Annotated in this window: 20 protein-coding genes and 1 pseudogene; 11 read left to right on the top strand and 10 right to left on the bottom strand. The window is 72.2% G+C overall.

Annotated features, from left to right (window positions below):
- Nucleotides 1–70 precede the first annotated feature (70 nt).
- The 4 genes from OHT74_RS02820 (at nucleotide 71) to OHT74_RS02805 (ending at nucleotide 1722) form a co-directional block, all read left to right on the top strand.
- A complete protein-coding gene (locus OHT74_RS02820) occupies nucleotides 71–460 on the top strand; it encodes a hypothetical protein (protein WP_266660270.1) in 390 nt (129 codons plus the stop codon).
- Entirely contained in the window at nucleotides 424–813 is a 390-nt protein-coding gene (locus OHT74_RS02815) for a flavin reductase family protein (RefSeq protein ID WP_328619186.1), read from the top strand. The genes OHT74_RS02820 and OHT74_RS02815 overlap by 37 nt, the downstream gene beginning before the upstream one ends.
- A gap of 144 nt (nucleotides 814–957) precedes the next feature.
- The gene (locus tag OHT74_RS02810) at nucleotides 958–1113 is read left to right on the top strand and encodes a DUF6131 family protein (protein ID WP_266660268.1); all 156 of its coding nucleotides are present in this window, start codon (nucleotides 958–960) and stop codon (nucleotides 1111–1113) included.
- A 243-nt stretch (nucleotides 1114–1356) separates the two neighbouring features.
- A complete protein-coding gene (locus tag OHT74_RS02805) occupies nucleotides 1357–1722 on the top strand; it encodes an SH3 domain-containing protein (RefSeq protein WP_328619185.1) in 366 nt (121 codons plus the stop codon).
- Here the strand turns inward: OHT74_RS02805 and OHT74_RS02800 are convergent.
- Nucleotides 1719–2915, bottom strand: a complete 1197-nt coding sequence (locus OHT74_RS02800; protein ID WP_328619184.1) for an FUSC family protein — start codon at nucleotides 2913–2915, stop codon at nucleotides 1719–1721. The two genes, OHT74_RS02805 and OHT74_RS02800, sit on opposite strands and share 4 nt — an antisense overlap.
- Nucleotides 2916–3197: 282 nt before the next feature.
- Between OHT74_RS02800 and OHT74_RS02795 the strand changes: the two genes are divergently transcribed.
- Together OHT74_RS02795 and OHT74_RS02790 are read left to right on the top strand one after the other, a co-directional pair.
- On the top strand, nucleotides 3198–3935 hold the full coding sequence (locus tag OHT74_RS02795; RefSeq protein ID WP_328623242.1) for a VOC family protein: 738 nt from the start codon (nucleotides 3198–3200) through the stop codon (nucleotides 3933–3935).
- A gap of 15 nt (nucleotides 3936–3950) precedes the next feature.
- The gene (locus OHT74_RS02790; protein WP_266660262.1) at nucleotides 3951–4163 is read left to right on the top strand and encodes a hypothetical protein; all 213 of its coding nucleotides are present in this window, start codon (nucleotides 3951–3953) and stop codon (nucleotides 4161–4163) included.
- Between the two features lie 160 nt (nucleotides 4164–4323).
- Here OHT74_RS02790 and OHT74_RS02785 read toward each other — a convergent pair whose 3' ends face one another.
- From OHT74_RS02785 to OHT74_RS02765, 5 genes are all read right to left on the bottom strand, one after another.
- Nucleotides 4324–5820 (bottom strand): glycoside hydrolase family 18 protein, encoded by a 1497-nt coding sequence (locus OHT74_RS02785; RefSeq protein WP_328619183.1) that lies wholly within the window; start codon nucleotides 5818–5820, stop codon nucleotides 4324–4326.
- 147 nt (nucleotides 5821–5967) lie between these two features.
- Nucleotides 5968–6612, bottom strand: coding sequence for a response regulator transcription factor (locus tag OHT74_RS02780; protein ID WP_328619182.1), 645 nt, complete (start codon nucleotides 6610–6612; stop codon nucleotides 5968–5970).
- Nucleotides 6576–7847, bottom strand: a complete 1272-nt coding sequence (locus tag OHT74_RS02775; protein ID WP_328619181.1) for a sensor histidine kinase — start codon at nucleotides 7845–7847, stop codon at nucleotides 6576–6578. The genes OHT74_RS02780 and OHT74_RS02775 overlap by 37 nt, the downstream gene beginning before the upstream one ends.
- A gap of 11 nt (nucleotides 7848–7858) precedes the next feature.
- Nucleotides 7859–8683, bottom strand: a complete 825-nt coding sequence (locus OHT74_RS02770; protein ID WP_328619180.1) for a CPBP family intramembrane glutamic endopeptidase — start codon at nucleotides 8681–8683, stop codon at nucleotides 7859–7861.
- A gap of 138 nt (nucleotides 8684–8821) precedes the next feature.
- Entirely contained in the window at nucleotides 8822–9364 is a 543-nt protein-coding gene (locus tag OHT74_RS02765) for a hypothetical protein (protein WP_266999105.1), read from the bottom strand.
- A 220-nt stretch (nucleotides 9365–9584) separates the two neighbouring features.
- Here OHT74_RS02765 and OHT74_RS02760 point away from each other — a divergent pair, with 220 nt between their 5' ends.
- Complete coding sequence (locus OHT74_RS02760) at nucleotides 9585–10178, top strand: DM13 domain-containing protein (protein WP_328619179.1); 594 nt, start codon at nucleotides 9585–9587, stop codon at nucleotides 10176–10178.
- Between the two features lie 24 nt (nucleotides 10179–10202).
- Here OHT74_RS02760 and OHT74_RS02755 read toward each other — a convergent pair whose 3' ends face one another.
- The 3 genes and pseudogenes from OHT74_RS02755 to OHT74_RS02745 form a co-directional block, all read right to left on the bottom strand.
- Entirely contained in the window at nucleotides 10203–10976 is a 774-nt protein-coding gene (locus OHT74_RS02755) for an MBL fold metallo-hydrolase (protein WP_266999107.1), read from the bottom strand.
- An 87-nt stretch (nucleotides 10977–11063) separates the two neighbouring features.
- Entirely contained in the window at nucleotides 11064–12101 is a 1038-nt protein-coding gene (locus OHT74_RS02750) for a GlxA family transcriptional regulator (protein ID WP_328619178.1), read from the bottom strand.
- A 63-nt stretch (nucleotides 12102–12164) separates the two neighbouring features.
- Nucleotides 12165–12572: pseudogene (locus tag OHT74_RS02745) on the bottom strand (SRPBCC family protein); the annotation flags it as partial.
- 38 nt (nucleotides 12573–12610) lie between these two features.
- Between OHT74_RS02745 and OHT74_RS02740 the strand changes: the two are divergent.
- From OHT74_RS02740 to OHT74_RS02725, 4 genes are all read left to right on the top strand, one after another.
- Nucleotides 12611–12787: a hypothetical protein gene (locus tag OHT74_RS02740; RefSeq protein WP_328619177.1), complete on the top strand. Its 177-nt coding sequence runs from the start codon at nucleotides 12611–12613 to the stop codon at nucleotides 12785–12787.
- Nucleotides 12784–13278: an SRPBCC family protein gene (locus OHT74_RS02735; protein ID WP_328619176.1), complete on the top strand. Its 495-nt coding sequence runs from the start codon at nucleotides 12784–12786 to the stop codon at nucleotides 13276–13278. The genes OHT74_RS02740 and OHT74_RS02735 overlap by 4 nt, the downstream gene beginning before the upstream one ends.
- A gap of 85 nt (nucleotides 13279–13363) precedes the next feature.
- Nucleotides 13364–14050 carry a DUF6882 domain-containing protein gene (locus OHT74_RS02730; RefSeq protein WP_328623241.1) on the top strand — a complete coding sequence of 229 codons (687 nt, stop codon included), beginning with the start codon at nucleotides 13364–13366 and terminating at the stop codon, nucleotides 14048–14050.
- A 417-nt stretch (nucleotides 14051–14467) separates the two neighbouring features.
- Complete coding sequence (locus tag OHT74_RS02725) at nucleotides 14468–14755, top strand: hypothetical protein (RefSeq protein WP_328619175.1); 288 nt, start codon at nucleotides 14468–14470, stop codon at nucleotides 14753–14755.
- Nucleotides 14756–14808: 53 nt separating this feature from the next.
- Here OHT74_RS02725 and OHT74_RS02720 read toward each other — a convergent pair whose 3' ends face one another.
- Nucleotides 14809–15387 (bottom strand): hypothetical protein, encoded by a 579-nt coding sequence (locus tag OHT74_RS02720; RefSeq protein ID WP_328619174.1) that lies wholly within the window; start codon nucleotides 15385–15387, stop codon nucleotides 14809–14811.
- Between the last annotated feature and the right edge of the window lie 49 nt (nucleotides 15388–15436).

The following is a 15436-nucleotide window of genomic DNA, read 5'->3' as shown; positions in this document are numbered from 1 at the left end:
GCCGCGCCCCGTCCCGGCTCACGGGGGGACACGCCCGGGTTCCGCGGCGGAGCTTGTAGCATTCCTGCCCATGTCGAAGCCTGACGACCTGCTCGTTGCCATCGCCGCCGCGGTGGAGTCGCAGCAGACCAATCAGATGTCGTTGACCGTCCTGGTGCACGGGGCCGTGATCACCGGCCGCCTCGCTCCCGAGAGCGCATGGCGGCGGCGGGTGGCCGAAGTCCTGGCGGATTCGGACCGGCTCGGTCCGTTCGCAAGCCTCTTCATGGATGCCGAAGGGGTCGAGGAGACGGACGTCCCCCCGCGCAGCGCACCACATCCCCCGTCCTACTTGCACTTCCACGTGGCCAGGATCCTCCAGGGCACCGTGGGCATCCCCGAGACCGGCGGCATGTACCGGATCGCGATCAAGGACGTCAGCGCGTGGACTATGGGCGACTTCAGCTATTCCGAACCCTGAGACCCGCGGGCAGCGGGAGGAACCACACGTACCGCGTCGCCTGCCGCGCCTCGCACCTCGCCGTGCATGTGATGTGCCGTGACCGGCAGGCGCCGGCCGAGCTGTTCGGCGGCCGGACCGGTGACCGGGTGGACACGTTCCAGTCGGTCACCTGGCGGCGCAGCACGGACGGCAGTCCCGTGCTCGCCGACGCCTGCGCCTGGTTCGTGGGCCGTATCGAGCGGCACGTCCGAGGCGGCGATCACGTGGGCTTCCTGCTGTCGCCGACCGAACAGTCCCCGCCGGTCGAAGGCGTCCCCGCCCTGCTGCGGTACAGCGACGTCAAGGACCTCGAGCCCGGTCACCCTGCCTGACCCGCGCGACGAGCGCGACGGACGGCACCAGGGCCTGCGCTTACGGATTCAATTTACAGGCGCCATCGAGGCATGAAATGCGGCATTTATGGTACGCGCAGGGTGTCCTGGTGCACTCAAGTACCGGGGCGCTGGGAGGTTGTCGTGATTGTCCTCGGAGTGATCCTGCTGATCATAGGATTCGTCACCGGAATCTCGATTCTGTGGACGATTGGCCTGATCCTCGTCGTGGTGGGCCTGGTCCTCTGGCTGCTCGGCGCGGTCGGGCACGCGGTCGGAGGCCGCAACCACTACTGGTGACGCAGCCCCGTGCGGCCCGGTGAGCGGCCCCACGCGCGCACTCCCCGGCAGGGCGGCGGGTGTCCTGCCGGGGACTCGCCATGGCGGGCGCAGCGTCGGCGGGCGGCGAAGCCGCTGCGCCACAAGGGTGAGTGGGCGGCATGCCGCCGGGCCCGGGCGGCCGTTGCCGATGCAGTGTCGATCGCAGGGCCGGCCGCGAACGGCAGGCCGAGGCATGCATGCACCACGGATCGGGAGAAACGCATGGGGCAGCGGAACATGCAGACGGCGGTGGCGATGGCAGCGGTGGGCCTGGGGCTGCTGCTCCAGGGGGTGCCGGCGGCAGCGGCGGAGGCTGTGCCGGGACCGGCCACCACTGCCGCGGGCGCCCGGAACGTGCACGTGAAGGGCGTGGTGGTCGCCCGCGCGCCCCTCCACGTACGGAACAGGCCGACGACCTCGGCCAAGGTGATCGGGACGCTGGGCCCGAACGAGAAGGTCGAGCTGTCCTGCCAGGCCAAGGGCTCCTGGGTGGAGGGCAACAACATCTGGTACCGGCTGCACGGCGAGCCCGGCTGGGTCTCGGCCCGCTTCGTCCACAACCACACCCCGGTCCAGTGGTGCCGTTAGCTGGCACGACGCCGCCACAGCCGCCGGAGCTGCGGGCGCCGGGCGCGCGCCGTGCGCGAGTGCCGGTCGAGCTCCTCCACCAGCCGTTCGGAGCGCTTCTCCACCCCCAGTTCGTCCAGTACCCGGTCGGCTTCCGCGAGCAGGGCCCCGTACAACTGCCACGCCCCCGGCCGCGATCGCGCCTCCTCCTGCAGAAGACGCGCGGCCCGCTCGCGGCTGATCCGCGCCGCCGCGAGCTCCTGCGTCAGCCGGACTTCCGCCTCCTCGGCACTGGCCGTGATCTGCGCGGTGATCAGTACGGCGAAGTTCTCGAGCGCGATCGCCATGTGCGCGAACAGCTCCCGCAGCGCCTGCGCGACGTGTTCCGGGAAGAGCGGGCCGTCCGTGCGCGTCTTGGCCAGGTCGGTCAGCGTGCGGCAGCAGACCCGCAGGACCACGGCGCAGATCTCCAGCGTGTCGAGTCCCGTACGGAGCACCAGGCGGAAGAGGAGTGCCTCCTTCACCCGAGGATTGAGGCGCAGGCTGTCCTCGGCCTGCCGCAGCGCCGAGTCCACGTGCGCGATGTCGTTGTCCAGCCGCCGTGCCTCGTGCAGTCGTGCCGCCGCCCGCTCCACGGGCGTGTGCTGGTCCAGCTCGTCGCCGATGTGGACCAGCAGGTCGCGCATGCGGCCGGTCAGCGAGGTGATCGCCTCACTCGCCGGCGCCACCCATACGGGCGGTGCGAGGAAGACGTTGAACAGGAGCCCCACAACGGCTCCGATCAGGGTCTCCAGCACGCGGTCCCAGGCAGTGGCCGCCACCTGTGTCACCCCGAGCACCAGCATCGCGCTGATCGCGACCTCGGGGACGAACTCGTCGACCCGCACCAGATGACCCACGACGAGCGAGGTGAGGATGACCAGGCCCAGGCTCCACCAGGTGAGACCGACGAGGGCGCTGAACCCGATGGCGACCAGGACACCCGCGACGACCGAGTTCACCCGGCGGATGCCGGTGGTGAGGGTGGTGTAGAGGGTCACCTGGACGACGAGCAGCGCCGTCAGCGGTGCGGTCAGGGGCGCCGGCTCGCTGCTCAGCCAGAGCGCGACGACGTAGGACACCACGGCCGCCGCCGTCGACCGGAGGGCCTGTACGACGACAGGTTCCCGGTGGCGGCGGACGAGGGAGCGTACGGTGACGATGACTTCCGGCATACGTGCCTTCCTTCCCGGACTCGGCGGCACCACGCGTCACACGGATCAAGAAGCCACGTCCGGCCGCGCGGCCGCTGCCCGCATCCGCCACCGGTACGCCGTACGCCGTACGCTGTTTTTCGGCGACGGTGGCGGAGGCCTCGCCCGAGACACGAGCGGCCCAGCCTCGGAGCCGGTCACCCGGCCCCGGGCTAGTGTGGGTCGGGGGGAGGTCGAGGGAGGTCGGTGCCGGTGTCGACGTCAAGCCATGAGGTGTTCGGCGCGCCGTGCTGGGTCACCCTGATGGCACGCGATCTCGATTCCGCCCATCAGTTCTACGGCGCCGTGCTCGGCTGGAAGTTTCGCCCGACCCGCCTCGGCGAGGGCTTTTCCGTCGCGCTGCAGGACGGCGTACCGGTCGCCGGAATCGGTGCGCTGGCCCCGCGCCTGGGTGTCCCGGTGGCGTGGACCCCGTACTTCGCCGTGGATGACGCGGACGACACCGCCGCCCGGGTGCGCGAGCGCGGTGCCACGATGGCGGTGGGCCCGCTGGCCTTCGGCACCGGGCGCGCCGCGCTCGCGGCCGACCCCGACGGCGCGGTCTTCGGCTTCTGGCAGGGCGAGGTGATCCCGGACTGGACGGCACATCCCGGCGGCGCTGCCGGATGGCTCGAACTGCGTACCCGCGACGCCTTCGCCGCGGCCGTGTTCTACGGCGAGGTGCTCGACTGGGCCTGTGAGCGCGCCGGGTGCTGCGACGTCTCGTACGAGCACGGCCACGTGGTCGTCCGGCGCGGCCGCGACACCGTGGCCCTGATCAGCGGCGGAGCCGTCGAGCAGGCCCCGGATCCGCAGGTCAGGCCGCGCTGGCACGTCCACTTCCACGTGCCCGACCTCGAAACCGCCGTGGAGACCGCCGTCCAGCTCGGCGGCCGGACCGTCTCACCCGTCCACACCACGGCCACGGGGCGCCGGGTCACCCTGAGCGACCCGGACGGCGGCCTCTTCACGGTGGTCACGCCCCCGGACACGCCCGCTTGACGAAGGAGGAGAACGATGGCCATGGACGAGCTCTCGCGGTTCCTGAAGGCCCTGACACCGGCCCGCCGGGAAGAGATCGAGCAGCTGCCGCGTGAGCGGCAGGAGGAGCTGGCAGCTGCCTGGGAGGCAGAACTGCGGGACGATCACGCGCTCGACACCCTCTCCGAGCTGTCACCGCCTGCGGCCGAGAGCGAAGCGGCCAAGCGCGTCACCGGAGGCAGCCCTTAGCGCTGCGCGACCGGGAGCGCCCTGCCGGCAGCGGTCCGACGGTGCTGTGTGTCGCCGTCCTGGCGGGTGGCGGCCTGATCGCCGCCACCCGCCGCGGGTGCCCGGCGGCGAACCGGGCCTTCGCGCTGATCGCGCCGCGGCCTTCGCCCCTCAAGGCGGGCTAGCCGCGGGCAGCGAAGGCCTTCGTGAAGGCGAGGGGTTCCTGGACGATGGACGAGCACGTCGCGTCGGCGGAGTTCTTCGCGCCGCCCGGGCACTGCTTGTCACGGGCGCCAGACCACATCGCGAGCCAGCCGAGACCCTTGGAGCGGGCGAACTCCACGAGCTGGGTGGCGTCGTCCACCTTGAAGATCTCGCTGGAGACGTCGTTGACGCCGATCATCGGCGTGACGGCCACCGTCTTCCACGCCGCCGCGTCGCTCAGGCCCAGTACGCCCTTGATCTGCGCCTGCGTCGCGGTGGCCGCCTGGATGGCGTAGCCGCCCATGTCGCCGCTGTACGCCGGGCCGTAGTCCATCGCCATGATGTTGACGGCGGAGACCGCCACCCCGTTCTGCCGGGCATTGCCGACCAGGTCGACGCCGGGCTGGGTGAGCCCCTCGGGCATCACGGGCAGGGTGAACGAGACGTCGAGCCCGGGGTGCGACTTCTGCAGCTGGGCTATGGCCTGCGCGCGCCGGGTGTTCGCCGCCGTGTCGGGCAGGGCCGCGCCCTCGATGTCGAAGTCCACCTTGGTCAGCTTGTAGGTGTCCACCACCTTGCCGTACGCGGCGGCGAGGTCGCCGGGGGAGGTGCACACCAGGCCCAGCTCGGAGCCGGCCGCACCGCCGAACGACACCCGGACGTCCCCGCCCTTGGCACGCAGCGCGGCGATCTGCGAGGCGACCCGGTCGTCTCCGAGAGCCGTGACACCGCCCCAGAGCGGGGAGCAGCCGCCGCCGGAGGTGATGAAGGCGAGGTTGAACTCCTTCACTCCGGTCTTGGCCGCCGTGTCCAGGAGGTCGAAGGCCGGGTAGAGCGAGGTGTCCACGTACGGTGCGAACCCGGCCGACGTGGTGCCGCCTCCCGGGGGCACGGTCGGGGTCGGCTTGGCAGTGGCCGTCGCCGTCGCCGTGGCCGTGGCCGTCGCGGTGGGAGCGGTCGTCGGCTTGGAGCTGGGCGAGGCGGAGGCCGTCGGCGCGGTGGTGGGGCGGCCGCTGGGGCTGGGCGTCGGCCCGGTGGCCGGGGAGCACTTCTCCTTGTTGATCAGGCACCCCGTCGGGCTGCCCGGGTTCCCGCCCGCGCTGGTCACGAACCCGACGGTGACCGAGCCGCCGGCGGTGAGACCGGCCGTGTCCCACCGGGGCGGCTTGACCGTCACATGCTGCCCGTTGACGGTGTGTTCACCGTTCCAGAGGGAGGAGAGTGCCGTGCCGGCCGGCAGGTCGAACTCGAGGGTCCAGTCCTTGAGCGTCCCGCCGCTGCGGTTGGTGATGACGTACTGGCCGGTGTAGCCGGTGTTCCAGCTGCTCGCCTTGGTGAAGGTCGCGCCGACCGACGCTGCCTGTGCGGTTCCGGTCAGCACCAGGGCGGTGCCCCCGACGGCCGCCGCGACGGCGACTGCCGCGGCCGCCTTCGCCTTGGCGCTCGTCGTACGGCGATGGGATGTGCCAGCCATGAGGACCTGCCTCTGTGTGGGGATGAGGTTCGAGCAGCACGCTAGCGACCGGAAAACGGACAAACGTGCGGTTCGGGCCCCACTCCCGTGTTCTTGAGGCCGGCTTAAGGAACGGATCGGGGAGGGTTAATGACCGCCTCGCCGTGCTCAGCGTTTCAGGTGGGCCAGCACGGCCAGCACCCGGCGGTTGTCGTCGGGCGACGGCGGGATGCGGAGCTTCGCGAAGATGCCGGCCGTGTGCTTGGCCACGGCGCTCTCGCTGATGTGCAGCCCGCCGGCTATCGCCGCGTTCGACCGGCCCTCGGCCATCAGCTCCAGGACGGCGTGCTCCCGCGCCGTCAGCCCGTCCGTCAGCCCGCGGGCGTCACTGCGTGCGAGCAGCTTCGCGATGACCTGCGGGTCCATGGCCGTACCGCCGGCGGCGACGCGGCGGACCGCGTCGACGAACTGTCCGGTGTCGGTCACCCGGTCCTTCAGCAGATAGCCGATGCCCCCGGCGCCGTCCGCCAGCAGCTCGTTGGCGTAGAGCTGCTCGACGTACTGGGACAGCACGAGGACGGGCAGGCCCGGGCGCCGCCGCCGCGCTTCCAGTGCAGCTTGCAGACCCTCGTCGGTGAACGTCGGTGGCAGCCGTACGTCGACCACCGCGACGTCCGGCGCCTCGGCCAGCAATGCCCGCAGCAGGGCAGGGCCGTTGTCCACCGCCGCCACCACCTCGCAACCGTGGTCCTGGAGCGTGCGTACCAGCCCGTCCCTCAGCAGGAAGAGGTCTTCGGCGAGGACAACACGCATGGAATCTCCATCGTCACGGTGGTCGGGCCGCCCTGCGGGCTGTGCAGGACGAGGATGCCGTCGAACGTACCCAACCGGCGGCGGACACCGCGCAGTCCGGTGCCACCGGCGCGGTCGTCCGCGCCGCCACGGCCGTCGTCGACGACCGCAATGCGCAGCAGTGCATCCTCGTGGTGCTCCAGGAGCACGCTGACGCGCCGGGCGCCGGAGTGCTTCGCCGCGTTGGCCAGCAGCTCGTTCACCGCGAAGTACGCGGCGGACTCGACCGGCGCCGGCGGTCGGCCCGGCAGCCGGTTGTCCACGTGCACGTCGAGGAAGCTGTCGAGCGCCAGCGACCGCACGGCGTCACCGAGACCGCGGTCGGCCAGCACCGGCGGATGGATGCCGCGCACCAGCTCCCGCAGATCCTGCAGGGCCCTGGCGGAGGTCTCCCGGCCGTCCGTCAACAGGCGGCGGGCGGCGGCCGGATCGGTGTCGATGAGCTGGGCAGCCCGGTCCAGTGCCATACCCAGCGCGACGAGGCGGGCCTGGGCGCCGTCGTGCAGGTCTCGCTCGATGCGCCGCAGCTCCGCCGCCTGGATGTCCAGTGCCTCCGTACGCGTATCGGTCAACTGCTCGACCCGCCGCGTGAGTTCGGTCGTACGTGGTGCGGACAGCTGCAACCGGCTCCAGCGCGCGTGGAGCCGGAGCACCGCGGGTGCGCACAACACGCCGGCGGCGATGAACGCGAGGCCGAGCACCAGCGCGGCGAGCATCGTCGGGGTGCTGTGCACCGGAATGAACGCATACCAGTTGCCGTCACCGAGCCGTCGCCACACCAGCGGCTGCACCAGCGCGCCGAACGCCCCGTACTCGACGAGCGCGAGGGGAACGGCCACGAGCAGCCCGCCGACCAGCGGCTCCAGCCAGGCCCAGGCGAGGTCGCGCCAGAACCCCTCGTTCCCGAGGACCGCCGCGACCCTCGCACGGTGGGACGCGGTGCGGTCCGCGGTCAACGGCTCGGGCGGGCTGATCCGGATGCCGCTCCACCCGGTGGCCCACCGGCGGGAGCGGTCCGAGAGGGCGCGCAGTGCCTTCGCGGCGGGCGGCAGCAGCGGGAATCCGGCTCCGACCGGCAGGAGCAGCAGGGCGACCACCGCGAGCCCGCCGGCGCAGGACACGGCGAGGGCGAGCAGGCTCAGCAGCTGGCAGCGCACGACGGCGGCCCAGGGCCGTGTGCCGGGCCGCGCCCTCACCGTGTCCTGTGTCAACGCGCCGGGCCCGCAGCTCGCTTGGCCCCCAGGGCCCATATGACGGCCGGCGTCAGACAGGCCAGAGCAAACAGCACCATCGGGAGAACAGCTCCTGATTCCTCGTCCATGAACAGCAACAGGCCCAAGTTGATCAGCATATGAAATCCTCCGGCGAGCAGCAGCCGCGACCCGCGCACCCGCTCCAGGGCCGACCCCAGCACCACCGACAGGGACACGGTCGCGAGGAGGAACGCCCCCGTGTACGCCGGGTCCTGCGCGAAGACCTGAACGTGCCAGACGCCCCACAGCAGACCCACCGTGACCGACGACGCGAGCGGACCGCAGCGCGTACGGAGCAGAGGCTGGAGCAGACAGCGCCAGCCGAGCTCCTCGCCGCACGCACCGATGAACTGCGCCACCACGATCACGACGAGCGGGTTGCCCAGCGAGCTCGGGCCCGTGAACCGGACGTCCCCGGTGACGACGCCGTACCCCGTCGCACAGAGGGCGACGATCAGGGGCGCAGTGGCGAGCAGCAGGACGCCGCGACTGCCGAAGCGTGCGCCGCCGCGCAGTGCCCCGGCGAGCAGGCTCCGGATCTCGCCCCGCCAGAGCAGGGCAACCACCGCGACGCCGAGAGCCGGTCCGAACTGCGTCAGCTGGACGACCTCGGTGGGGATCGGCGTACCCGCCTGAGCGGCGCCGAGCGCTCCGGCCGCCAGGAAGGCGACGGCGAGGAACACCGCCGCCTTTGCCGTGACGCGGCCGCCCGGCCCGGCGACGCGTGGCGCTCCTTCCGCGTCCGGTCTCGCGAGGGTCTGTCCATCGGCGTTCCCCATGTCCTCAGCCTCCGTCAGGGGTCGAACTGGTACGCCGTCGACGATGCCGTCTGCCGAGGCCGCAGCCACTGCACCTGGTTGCCGGGTGGGGTGTACCCAGGTACACCCCACCCGGCGGGGCAAGGGGGAGGAGGGAGGCTACTGCTTGTTCTTGGCGAGGTCTTCCTGGAAGGCCTTCGCGCACGTCGGACCGTTGTCCGTGGCGATGAACGAGACGACCAGCAGGGCGCCCGCCTTGCCCTGGTGGCTCGCCTTCACGCTCCAGCCGCTCTTGTCCAGCGCCTTGATGACCGCGGCCGGCTGATCGACGGTCCGGGTCTCCTTCCAGCCGCCCTTGGCCAGGGTCGCGACCGTGGCGTCGTAGGACTTCCTGGAGTCCGAAACCTTCTTGCTGTCCGCGGTCCAGGAGACCATGCAGGACTTCAGGTTCGCCGGTACGTCGTCACCGGGCTTCTCGGCGAAACCGGCCGCCGTGGCCGCGGACTCGATCTCCTTCTTCACCGCGGCGGCGTCCAGGGCGCCGGAACCGCCCGAACCCGCCCCCGCGCCGGCCGCCGGGGCCGAGGAACCGGACGCGGGCGCCTCGCCGCCCTTGCCCTTGTCCGTACCGCCCTCGCTGCCGCAACCGGCGACCAACAGCACCACACCAGCAGCCGCGGCCGCCCACTTCGCCTTGCGCACTACTCTTCCAATTCACCGTGCGCGGGCGCCCGGTGCCCCCGCGATCAAGGAAGCAGTCTGTCATGCGGCGCACCGGGCGCCCGGATCGACGGACATCGGATCGCCTTTGAGCCGCCCGGCCTGCGGCGGACGTAAGACTTTCGTCATCAGGAGATCCTGGCGCCCGGATCTCCCGCCCGCGTTGAATGACGAAGGAACGCATCGACGAAGAGGGGCTGTCATGACGAGGACGGGTGCCGGGACCGCAACGGGGACGGTGACGGTGACGGGGACGCGCCGGCGGCGCGGCCGGCTGCTGGCCTGGGTGCTGGTCGCGGCCACGCTGGTGCTGGGCGCCGGGCTGTACTGGGCCCAGCCGTGGAAGCTCTGGCAGAACTCCACGGTCAACGAGGCGCTGCCCACTGCCTCCACCGCCCCGGGGCCCGGCTCTTCACGGCCGAGGGCCGCCCCGGCGCCGGGTCCGCAGACCGTTGCCCAGGGTTCCCTGATCAGCCACGAGCACAGCACCACCGGCACGGTGAAGCTCATCAAGCTGCCCGACGGCTCGCGTACGCTCCGGCTCGAGAACCTCGACACCAGCAGCGGCCCCGACCTGCGCGTGTGGCTGACCGACGCGCCGGTGAAGGAGGGATCGGACGGCTGGTTCGTCTTCGACGACGGCAAGTACGTGAGCCTGGGCAAGCTCAAGGGCAACAAGGGCGATCAGAACTACGAGATCCCGGCCGATGTGAACCTCGCCGACTACTCGAGCGTCACCATCTGGTGCGACCGTTTCAACGTGTCCTTCGGCGCCGCGGCCCTCCAGGCCGCCTGAACCGGCCGGCCTCCTGCGCCCGCCTCAGCCGAGGGTTTCCCGAGCGCCGGGCGTGAGCCAGCGGAGGCGGTCACCGACGTCGGCCGCGGCGAAGGCGGCGGTGATCCCGGCGCGGTCCTCGCTGAAGTGCTCCCACGACGCGTAGTGCACGGGGACGGCCGTACGGGCGCCCAGCGAGCGGGTCAGGGCCGCGCCCTGGGCGGCGTCCATGGTGATGAGCCGGCCGTCACCGAAGGCGGCGATCCGGGCCGCGCCGAGGTGGAGGAAGGCGGTGCCGATGCTGAACCGGTCGGCGATCCGGTCGAGTTCGTCGATGTAGACGGTGTCGCCGGAGAGGTACACGGCCTCGCCCTCGCCGTGGCCCTCCTCGTCACCCTCGGCCGCCTCGATGACGAAGCCGATGACGTCGCCGACCGGCCCGTGGACGCCGGGGGTGGCGGTGATGCGCAGGGTCGTGCCGCGCACGGTGAGCTCGTACGTGGCCCATGGCGCCAGGCCGACGGCCTGGTCGCCGAGGCGGCCCGCGCCGCTCTGCGTGGTCAGGACGGGCCGTCCGGCGAGCAGGGTGCGGCCGGCGGCGTCCAGGTTGTCGGGGTGGTCGTCGTGGCTGAGGAGCACGGCGTCGATCGGCGGCAGGTCCGCGAGGGCGACCGCCGGGCCGGCCGTGCTGCGCAGGACGACCGGATCGTGGCGGTACTCGGCGGGCGCGGGGTCGAACACCGGGTCGGTCAGCAGGCGCAGACCTGCGATCTCCAGCAGGACCGTGGCGGTGCCGATGTGGGTGGCGGAGAACTTCACGGTGGTGGCTCCAAGGTGGGTGAGGGCGTGCGGGATCGCCGCCACACCCGGTATGCCCGGGCGCGGCGTGGTTTCGGGGTCGGGGGTTCAGGCGGCGGTGCGGAACCGGCTGCGGTACTCGCCGGGAGAGGTGTCCAGCCGGTCCCGGAAGACCCGGTGCAGGGATTCGACCGAGCCGAAGCCGCAGGCGCGGGCGATGTCCGGCGCGAGCCGTGAGGTGCGTTCCAGGAGCCGGCGGGCCGCCTCCAGCCGCATCCTCTCGACGTAGGCGCCGGGCGTGCTCCCGGTCTCGGCCCGGAAGACCCGGGCGAAATGCCGCTCGCTCATGGACATCCGCGCGGCGAGCGCGGGCACCGACAGGTCGGCGTCCAGGTGCTCGCCGATCCACCGCCGCAGCTCGCGCAGATCGTCGCGGCTGCCGGCCGGGTGGGCCAGGGGCACGCTGAACTGGCTCTGGCCGCCCGGCCGCTGGAGGTACATGACCATGATGCGGGCGACTTCGAGGGCGACTTCGTCACCGTGGTCCTCGGCCACCAGGGCCAGGGCGAGATCCATGGACGAGGTGATGCCGGCGCTGGTCCACATCCGGCCGGAGCGGACGAAGATGGGATCGGGGTCGACCTTGACGGCGGGGTGGTCCGCGGCGAACCGTTCGGCGGTGGCCCAGTGGGTGGTCGCCCGGTGGCCGTCGAGCAGACCGGCGGCGGCGGTCACCTGCGCGCCCACGCACACCGAAGCGACCCGGCCGGCGGCCGGTCCGGCCTCGCGGAGCCAGGCCACCACGGCGGGATCGACATGCGGCTCGGGGCCGTCGGCGCCAATCCGGATCCGGCCCGGCACCACCAGCGTGTCGATCGTTCCCTGCTCGGAGAACAGTTCCTCCACGTGCAGGCGTACTCCGGCGGAGGTCTCCACCGGGCCGAGCTGCTCACCAGCCAGGTGCACCTCGTAGCCGCTGCCCCGGCCGCCGCCGTGGCCCGGGTGCCCGGTCTCGGCCCCCAGCACGAGGTTCGTCATGGCGAAGACCTCGGCCGGCCCCGTCACGTCGAGCGCGTCGATCCCGGGGAACATCGCGAACACGACCACGTGGGGGCCGGAGAGGGGGGAGTGCGAGCGGGAGTTCATGACCCCCAATATCCGGCCCCGGCCCATGCGTCTGCAATGACGGGCATCTGCAGGATCCGGACATCACTCCGAGGTGGCGGCCTGCCGCTCGAGGAGGGTCTTGAGCCGCGCCAGGTCCTTTCCCTGAGCGCGGCGCATGGCAGCCGCCGGCACGCGCCCGGCGACGGACGCGAAGCCGCTCGGCTCGCCCCGGTTGCGCAGGGTCATACGGGTGTGGTCGCCGACTTCCCCGTACAGCGCCCAGGTGTACGTGGTCTCCATGGGGAAGGGGCCCTCGCTCGTCCGCATCACCAGCAGGCGCCCGGGCACGTACGCGGTGATCTCGTACGTGCAGGACAGGCGCCGGCCGAGGAAGCGGGCGGTGAAAGCGATCCGGGAGCCGACCGCGGCGGGCGGTGGGGTCTGCCAGGCGACGGACACGATGTTCTCGTACCACTCCGGCGCGTGCGAGGGGTCGGCCGCATAGGCGGCGACCCGGTCGCGCGGGGGCCGTCTCCCAGCACCTCAAGGTGCTGCGGGACACCGGGCTGGTCACGCTGCGCAAGGACGGGACCAAGCGGTCCTACCGGGCCGACCGGGAGGCGCTGGGCCCGCTCGCCGACTACCTCCAGGCCATGTGGGCCACGAAGCTCGACACCCTGGCCCGGCTCGCCGAAGAGGTTGAACGGAACGGGAATCCCTCATGACGACGCCCTCGACGCCCTCGATGCCCTCGTCGCCCACGGACACGGTCACCCTCGAACGGCACATCGCGGCCCGCCCCGAGACCGTCTTCGGATTCTTTACGGAACGCGAGAAATGGCTGTCCTGGATGGGCGCCGACGGGGTGTTCTCGTTCGAGCCCGGCGGCTCGTACCGCACCCGCGTGACCGGCGAGAACGTCGCCTCCGGCCGGTTCCTCACCATCGACCCGCCCAAGAGGCTCGTCTTCACCTGGGGCTGGGAGGAGGGCGGCATGCCGGTGCCTGCCGGCTCGAGCACCGTGGAGATCACGCTCGAGGCCGCCCCGGACGGCACCCTGCTGCGGCTGGTGCACGGCGGACTGCCCTACGCCGAGGCCTGCGCCGCGCACGAGGAGGGCTGGCAGCACTACGTCGGACGGCTCGCGGTCCGCGCCGAAGGCGGCGACCCGGGGCCGGACGCCTGGATGCAGCAGGCCGAGGCGCCGGAGGCCTGACCTCCGGCATCGGGTCGGCGCCGGCGTCGGCTCCGGCGGCGACCCTCGCGGTGGTTCGGGGGAGGGGCATCGTATTGTCGTGATCATGGTGAATGGATTCAGTGATGCGTTCCTGCTGGAGGCCGAGCGGCACGCGGCGTGGGGCGCCGCTCAGCTCGAGACCCTGACGGCTTTCCTCCCCGAGGGTCCCTGGACTGCGGATCTGCCGTCCTGTGTGTACCGGCAGGGTGGGCTCGAGCTGCGGGTCGCCGTGCTCGGGACCTACGACATGGACGAGCAGTCCTGGATGTGGGGGTGGGCCAACCCGGGCCTGCGCGGTACCGAGGTGGTGGCGCTCACCGGCGCGATCGAGGGGTACGGCAGGGCCCACGGCATCACCGAGTTCACCGAAGAGGCCCTCGACCTGTCCGGCTTCGCCGATCCCCGGCATGCGGCGGAGATGCTGGCCTTCGCCGGGATGGGCGTGGCCGAAGCCCCCGGATACATCGGTGTCCCCGCCGGCCCCGGCACCCAGGTGTATTTCCTGCCCGACGACCCGCAGGTGCCCCGCGCGGCCCTCGACCCCGTGGCCCTGCCGCGGACCCTGGTCACCGGCGCCGGACTGATCGGCCGTTCGGCCCGGCATGTCGTCACCGGGTACTTCGACCACCACGGAGTGCCCCGGCGCGAGGACGGGGACCGGATCACCGCCGATCTCCCGGACGGCAGCCCGGCCGAGATCGACTTCGACTCGGCCGGACGCATCTCCGGTATTCGGCTGACGGCCGGCTGATCCGGCGTCACGCCCCGCGGGCGAAGCGGGTCAGGGCTGTGGCGTACTCCTGGGGATGCGTCATCCTGCATGTCCTTCGGCGGTTTGTCCCGCATGCCGGGCCCCGGCGCAACCTCCTCCACGAACAGCCGGGCCCCCGGCCCGTCCTCTCGCCACCACGTCGAAGCTCGCCTTCAGGTCCGCCTCGATCGCGTCGCACCGTCGGCCCGCACCTGTGCCACGTCGTGACTCCTCGGAGCGTCATTTCCCGTCATGGGGTGTCCTGGCAGGGGCAGGTGCCGCTCCTGCCGCTGCCGCGCCGGACGGCGGTCCGGCGCCGGGGCGGAAGTGACGATCCGGTCTCGGATGCGGTGATCGCCGTTGCTTCCGCGGCAGGCGGTCCGTTTGGCGGTCATGGAAGCTTCTACGCGTCCAGTCGTGTCCCCCGATGTTTCTTTCGCAGAGCTCAACGGCGCGTACTGGATCGACTCCGACTCGTCCCTCCACGGTACGGAGGAGTGCAGCCAGTGCGCCCTCCTACGCGAAGCCGACGCCACCGTGCGCCCGGCGGCGGGTGCTGACGGCCCGGCCTTACCGGAGGACCCGGCATCGGACACCGCCGGATGCCGCGGTATCGGGTGGGTGCTGACCACCGGGCGGCCGTTACTGCTGACCTGCGCGGCGATCACCGTCACCGCGGCGCTGGTCGCCGTGACGCTGGGCTGAGCAGCCGGCCGGCCCGTGCGCGTGGTCGCCCGGCAGTGCCCGCCCCATCGGCGTCAGTGCCTGGCGGACACCGGCCCCGCCCCGCTCCGTCGTGAGCAGGCCCGCGGTGCGCAGGACCGTGGCGTGGTGGCTCGCCGTGGCGGCGAGGTCCGCGTACGGCGCGCCAGTTCGGCCGTGCCGGCCGGGCTCGCGGCGGCGTACAGGGTGTGTGCGCGGGTGGCGCCCAGCAGTGCGGCGAGGGCGCCGTCCGGCTCGGCCGGAGCGGTCGCCGACCAGACGGCCCGGCAGGCGGCCAGGTCGTGGGCGATGGGATAGCGCAGGACGAGTGGCCGTTCGGGTTCCGCGTTGTCGCACAGCACAAGGGGGCCGGGCCAGAAGAAAGTCGGGACGAGCACCACCTCACGGCCCTCCAGCTTCAGGTCCGTGGTGGCGGCGCAGGGCACGGTCAGCACCGGCGCCTCCCAGCGGATCTCCGGGTGCAGCGAGCCGAGCAGCCTGCCGACCCCGGTGTCGGCGGCGGCCAGCGCCCGCCGGGTGCGGTCGGTGTGCGCGGAGGGGAGGGTGGCCGTGGCGGCGTGCATGAACGCTTCCGGTACGTACTCCCCGGCGCCGCCCGGCGCGCCGCCGTCCACCAACCCCTCCGGCCCTGCGGGCCTTTCGGAGAGTCCGTCCGTGCGCGTA

The organism is Streptomyces sp. NBC_00354, assembly GCF_036106915.1.
GTDB lineage: Bacteria > Actinomycetota > Actinomycetes > Streptomycetales > Streptomycetaceae > Streptomyces.
The sequence above is the reverse complement of the archived record's forward strand: the minus strand, read 5'-3'. Positions and strand labels throughout refer to the sequence as shown.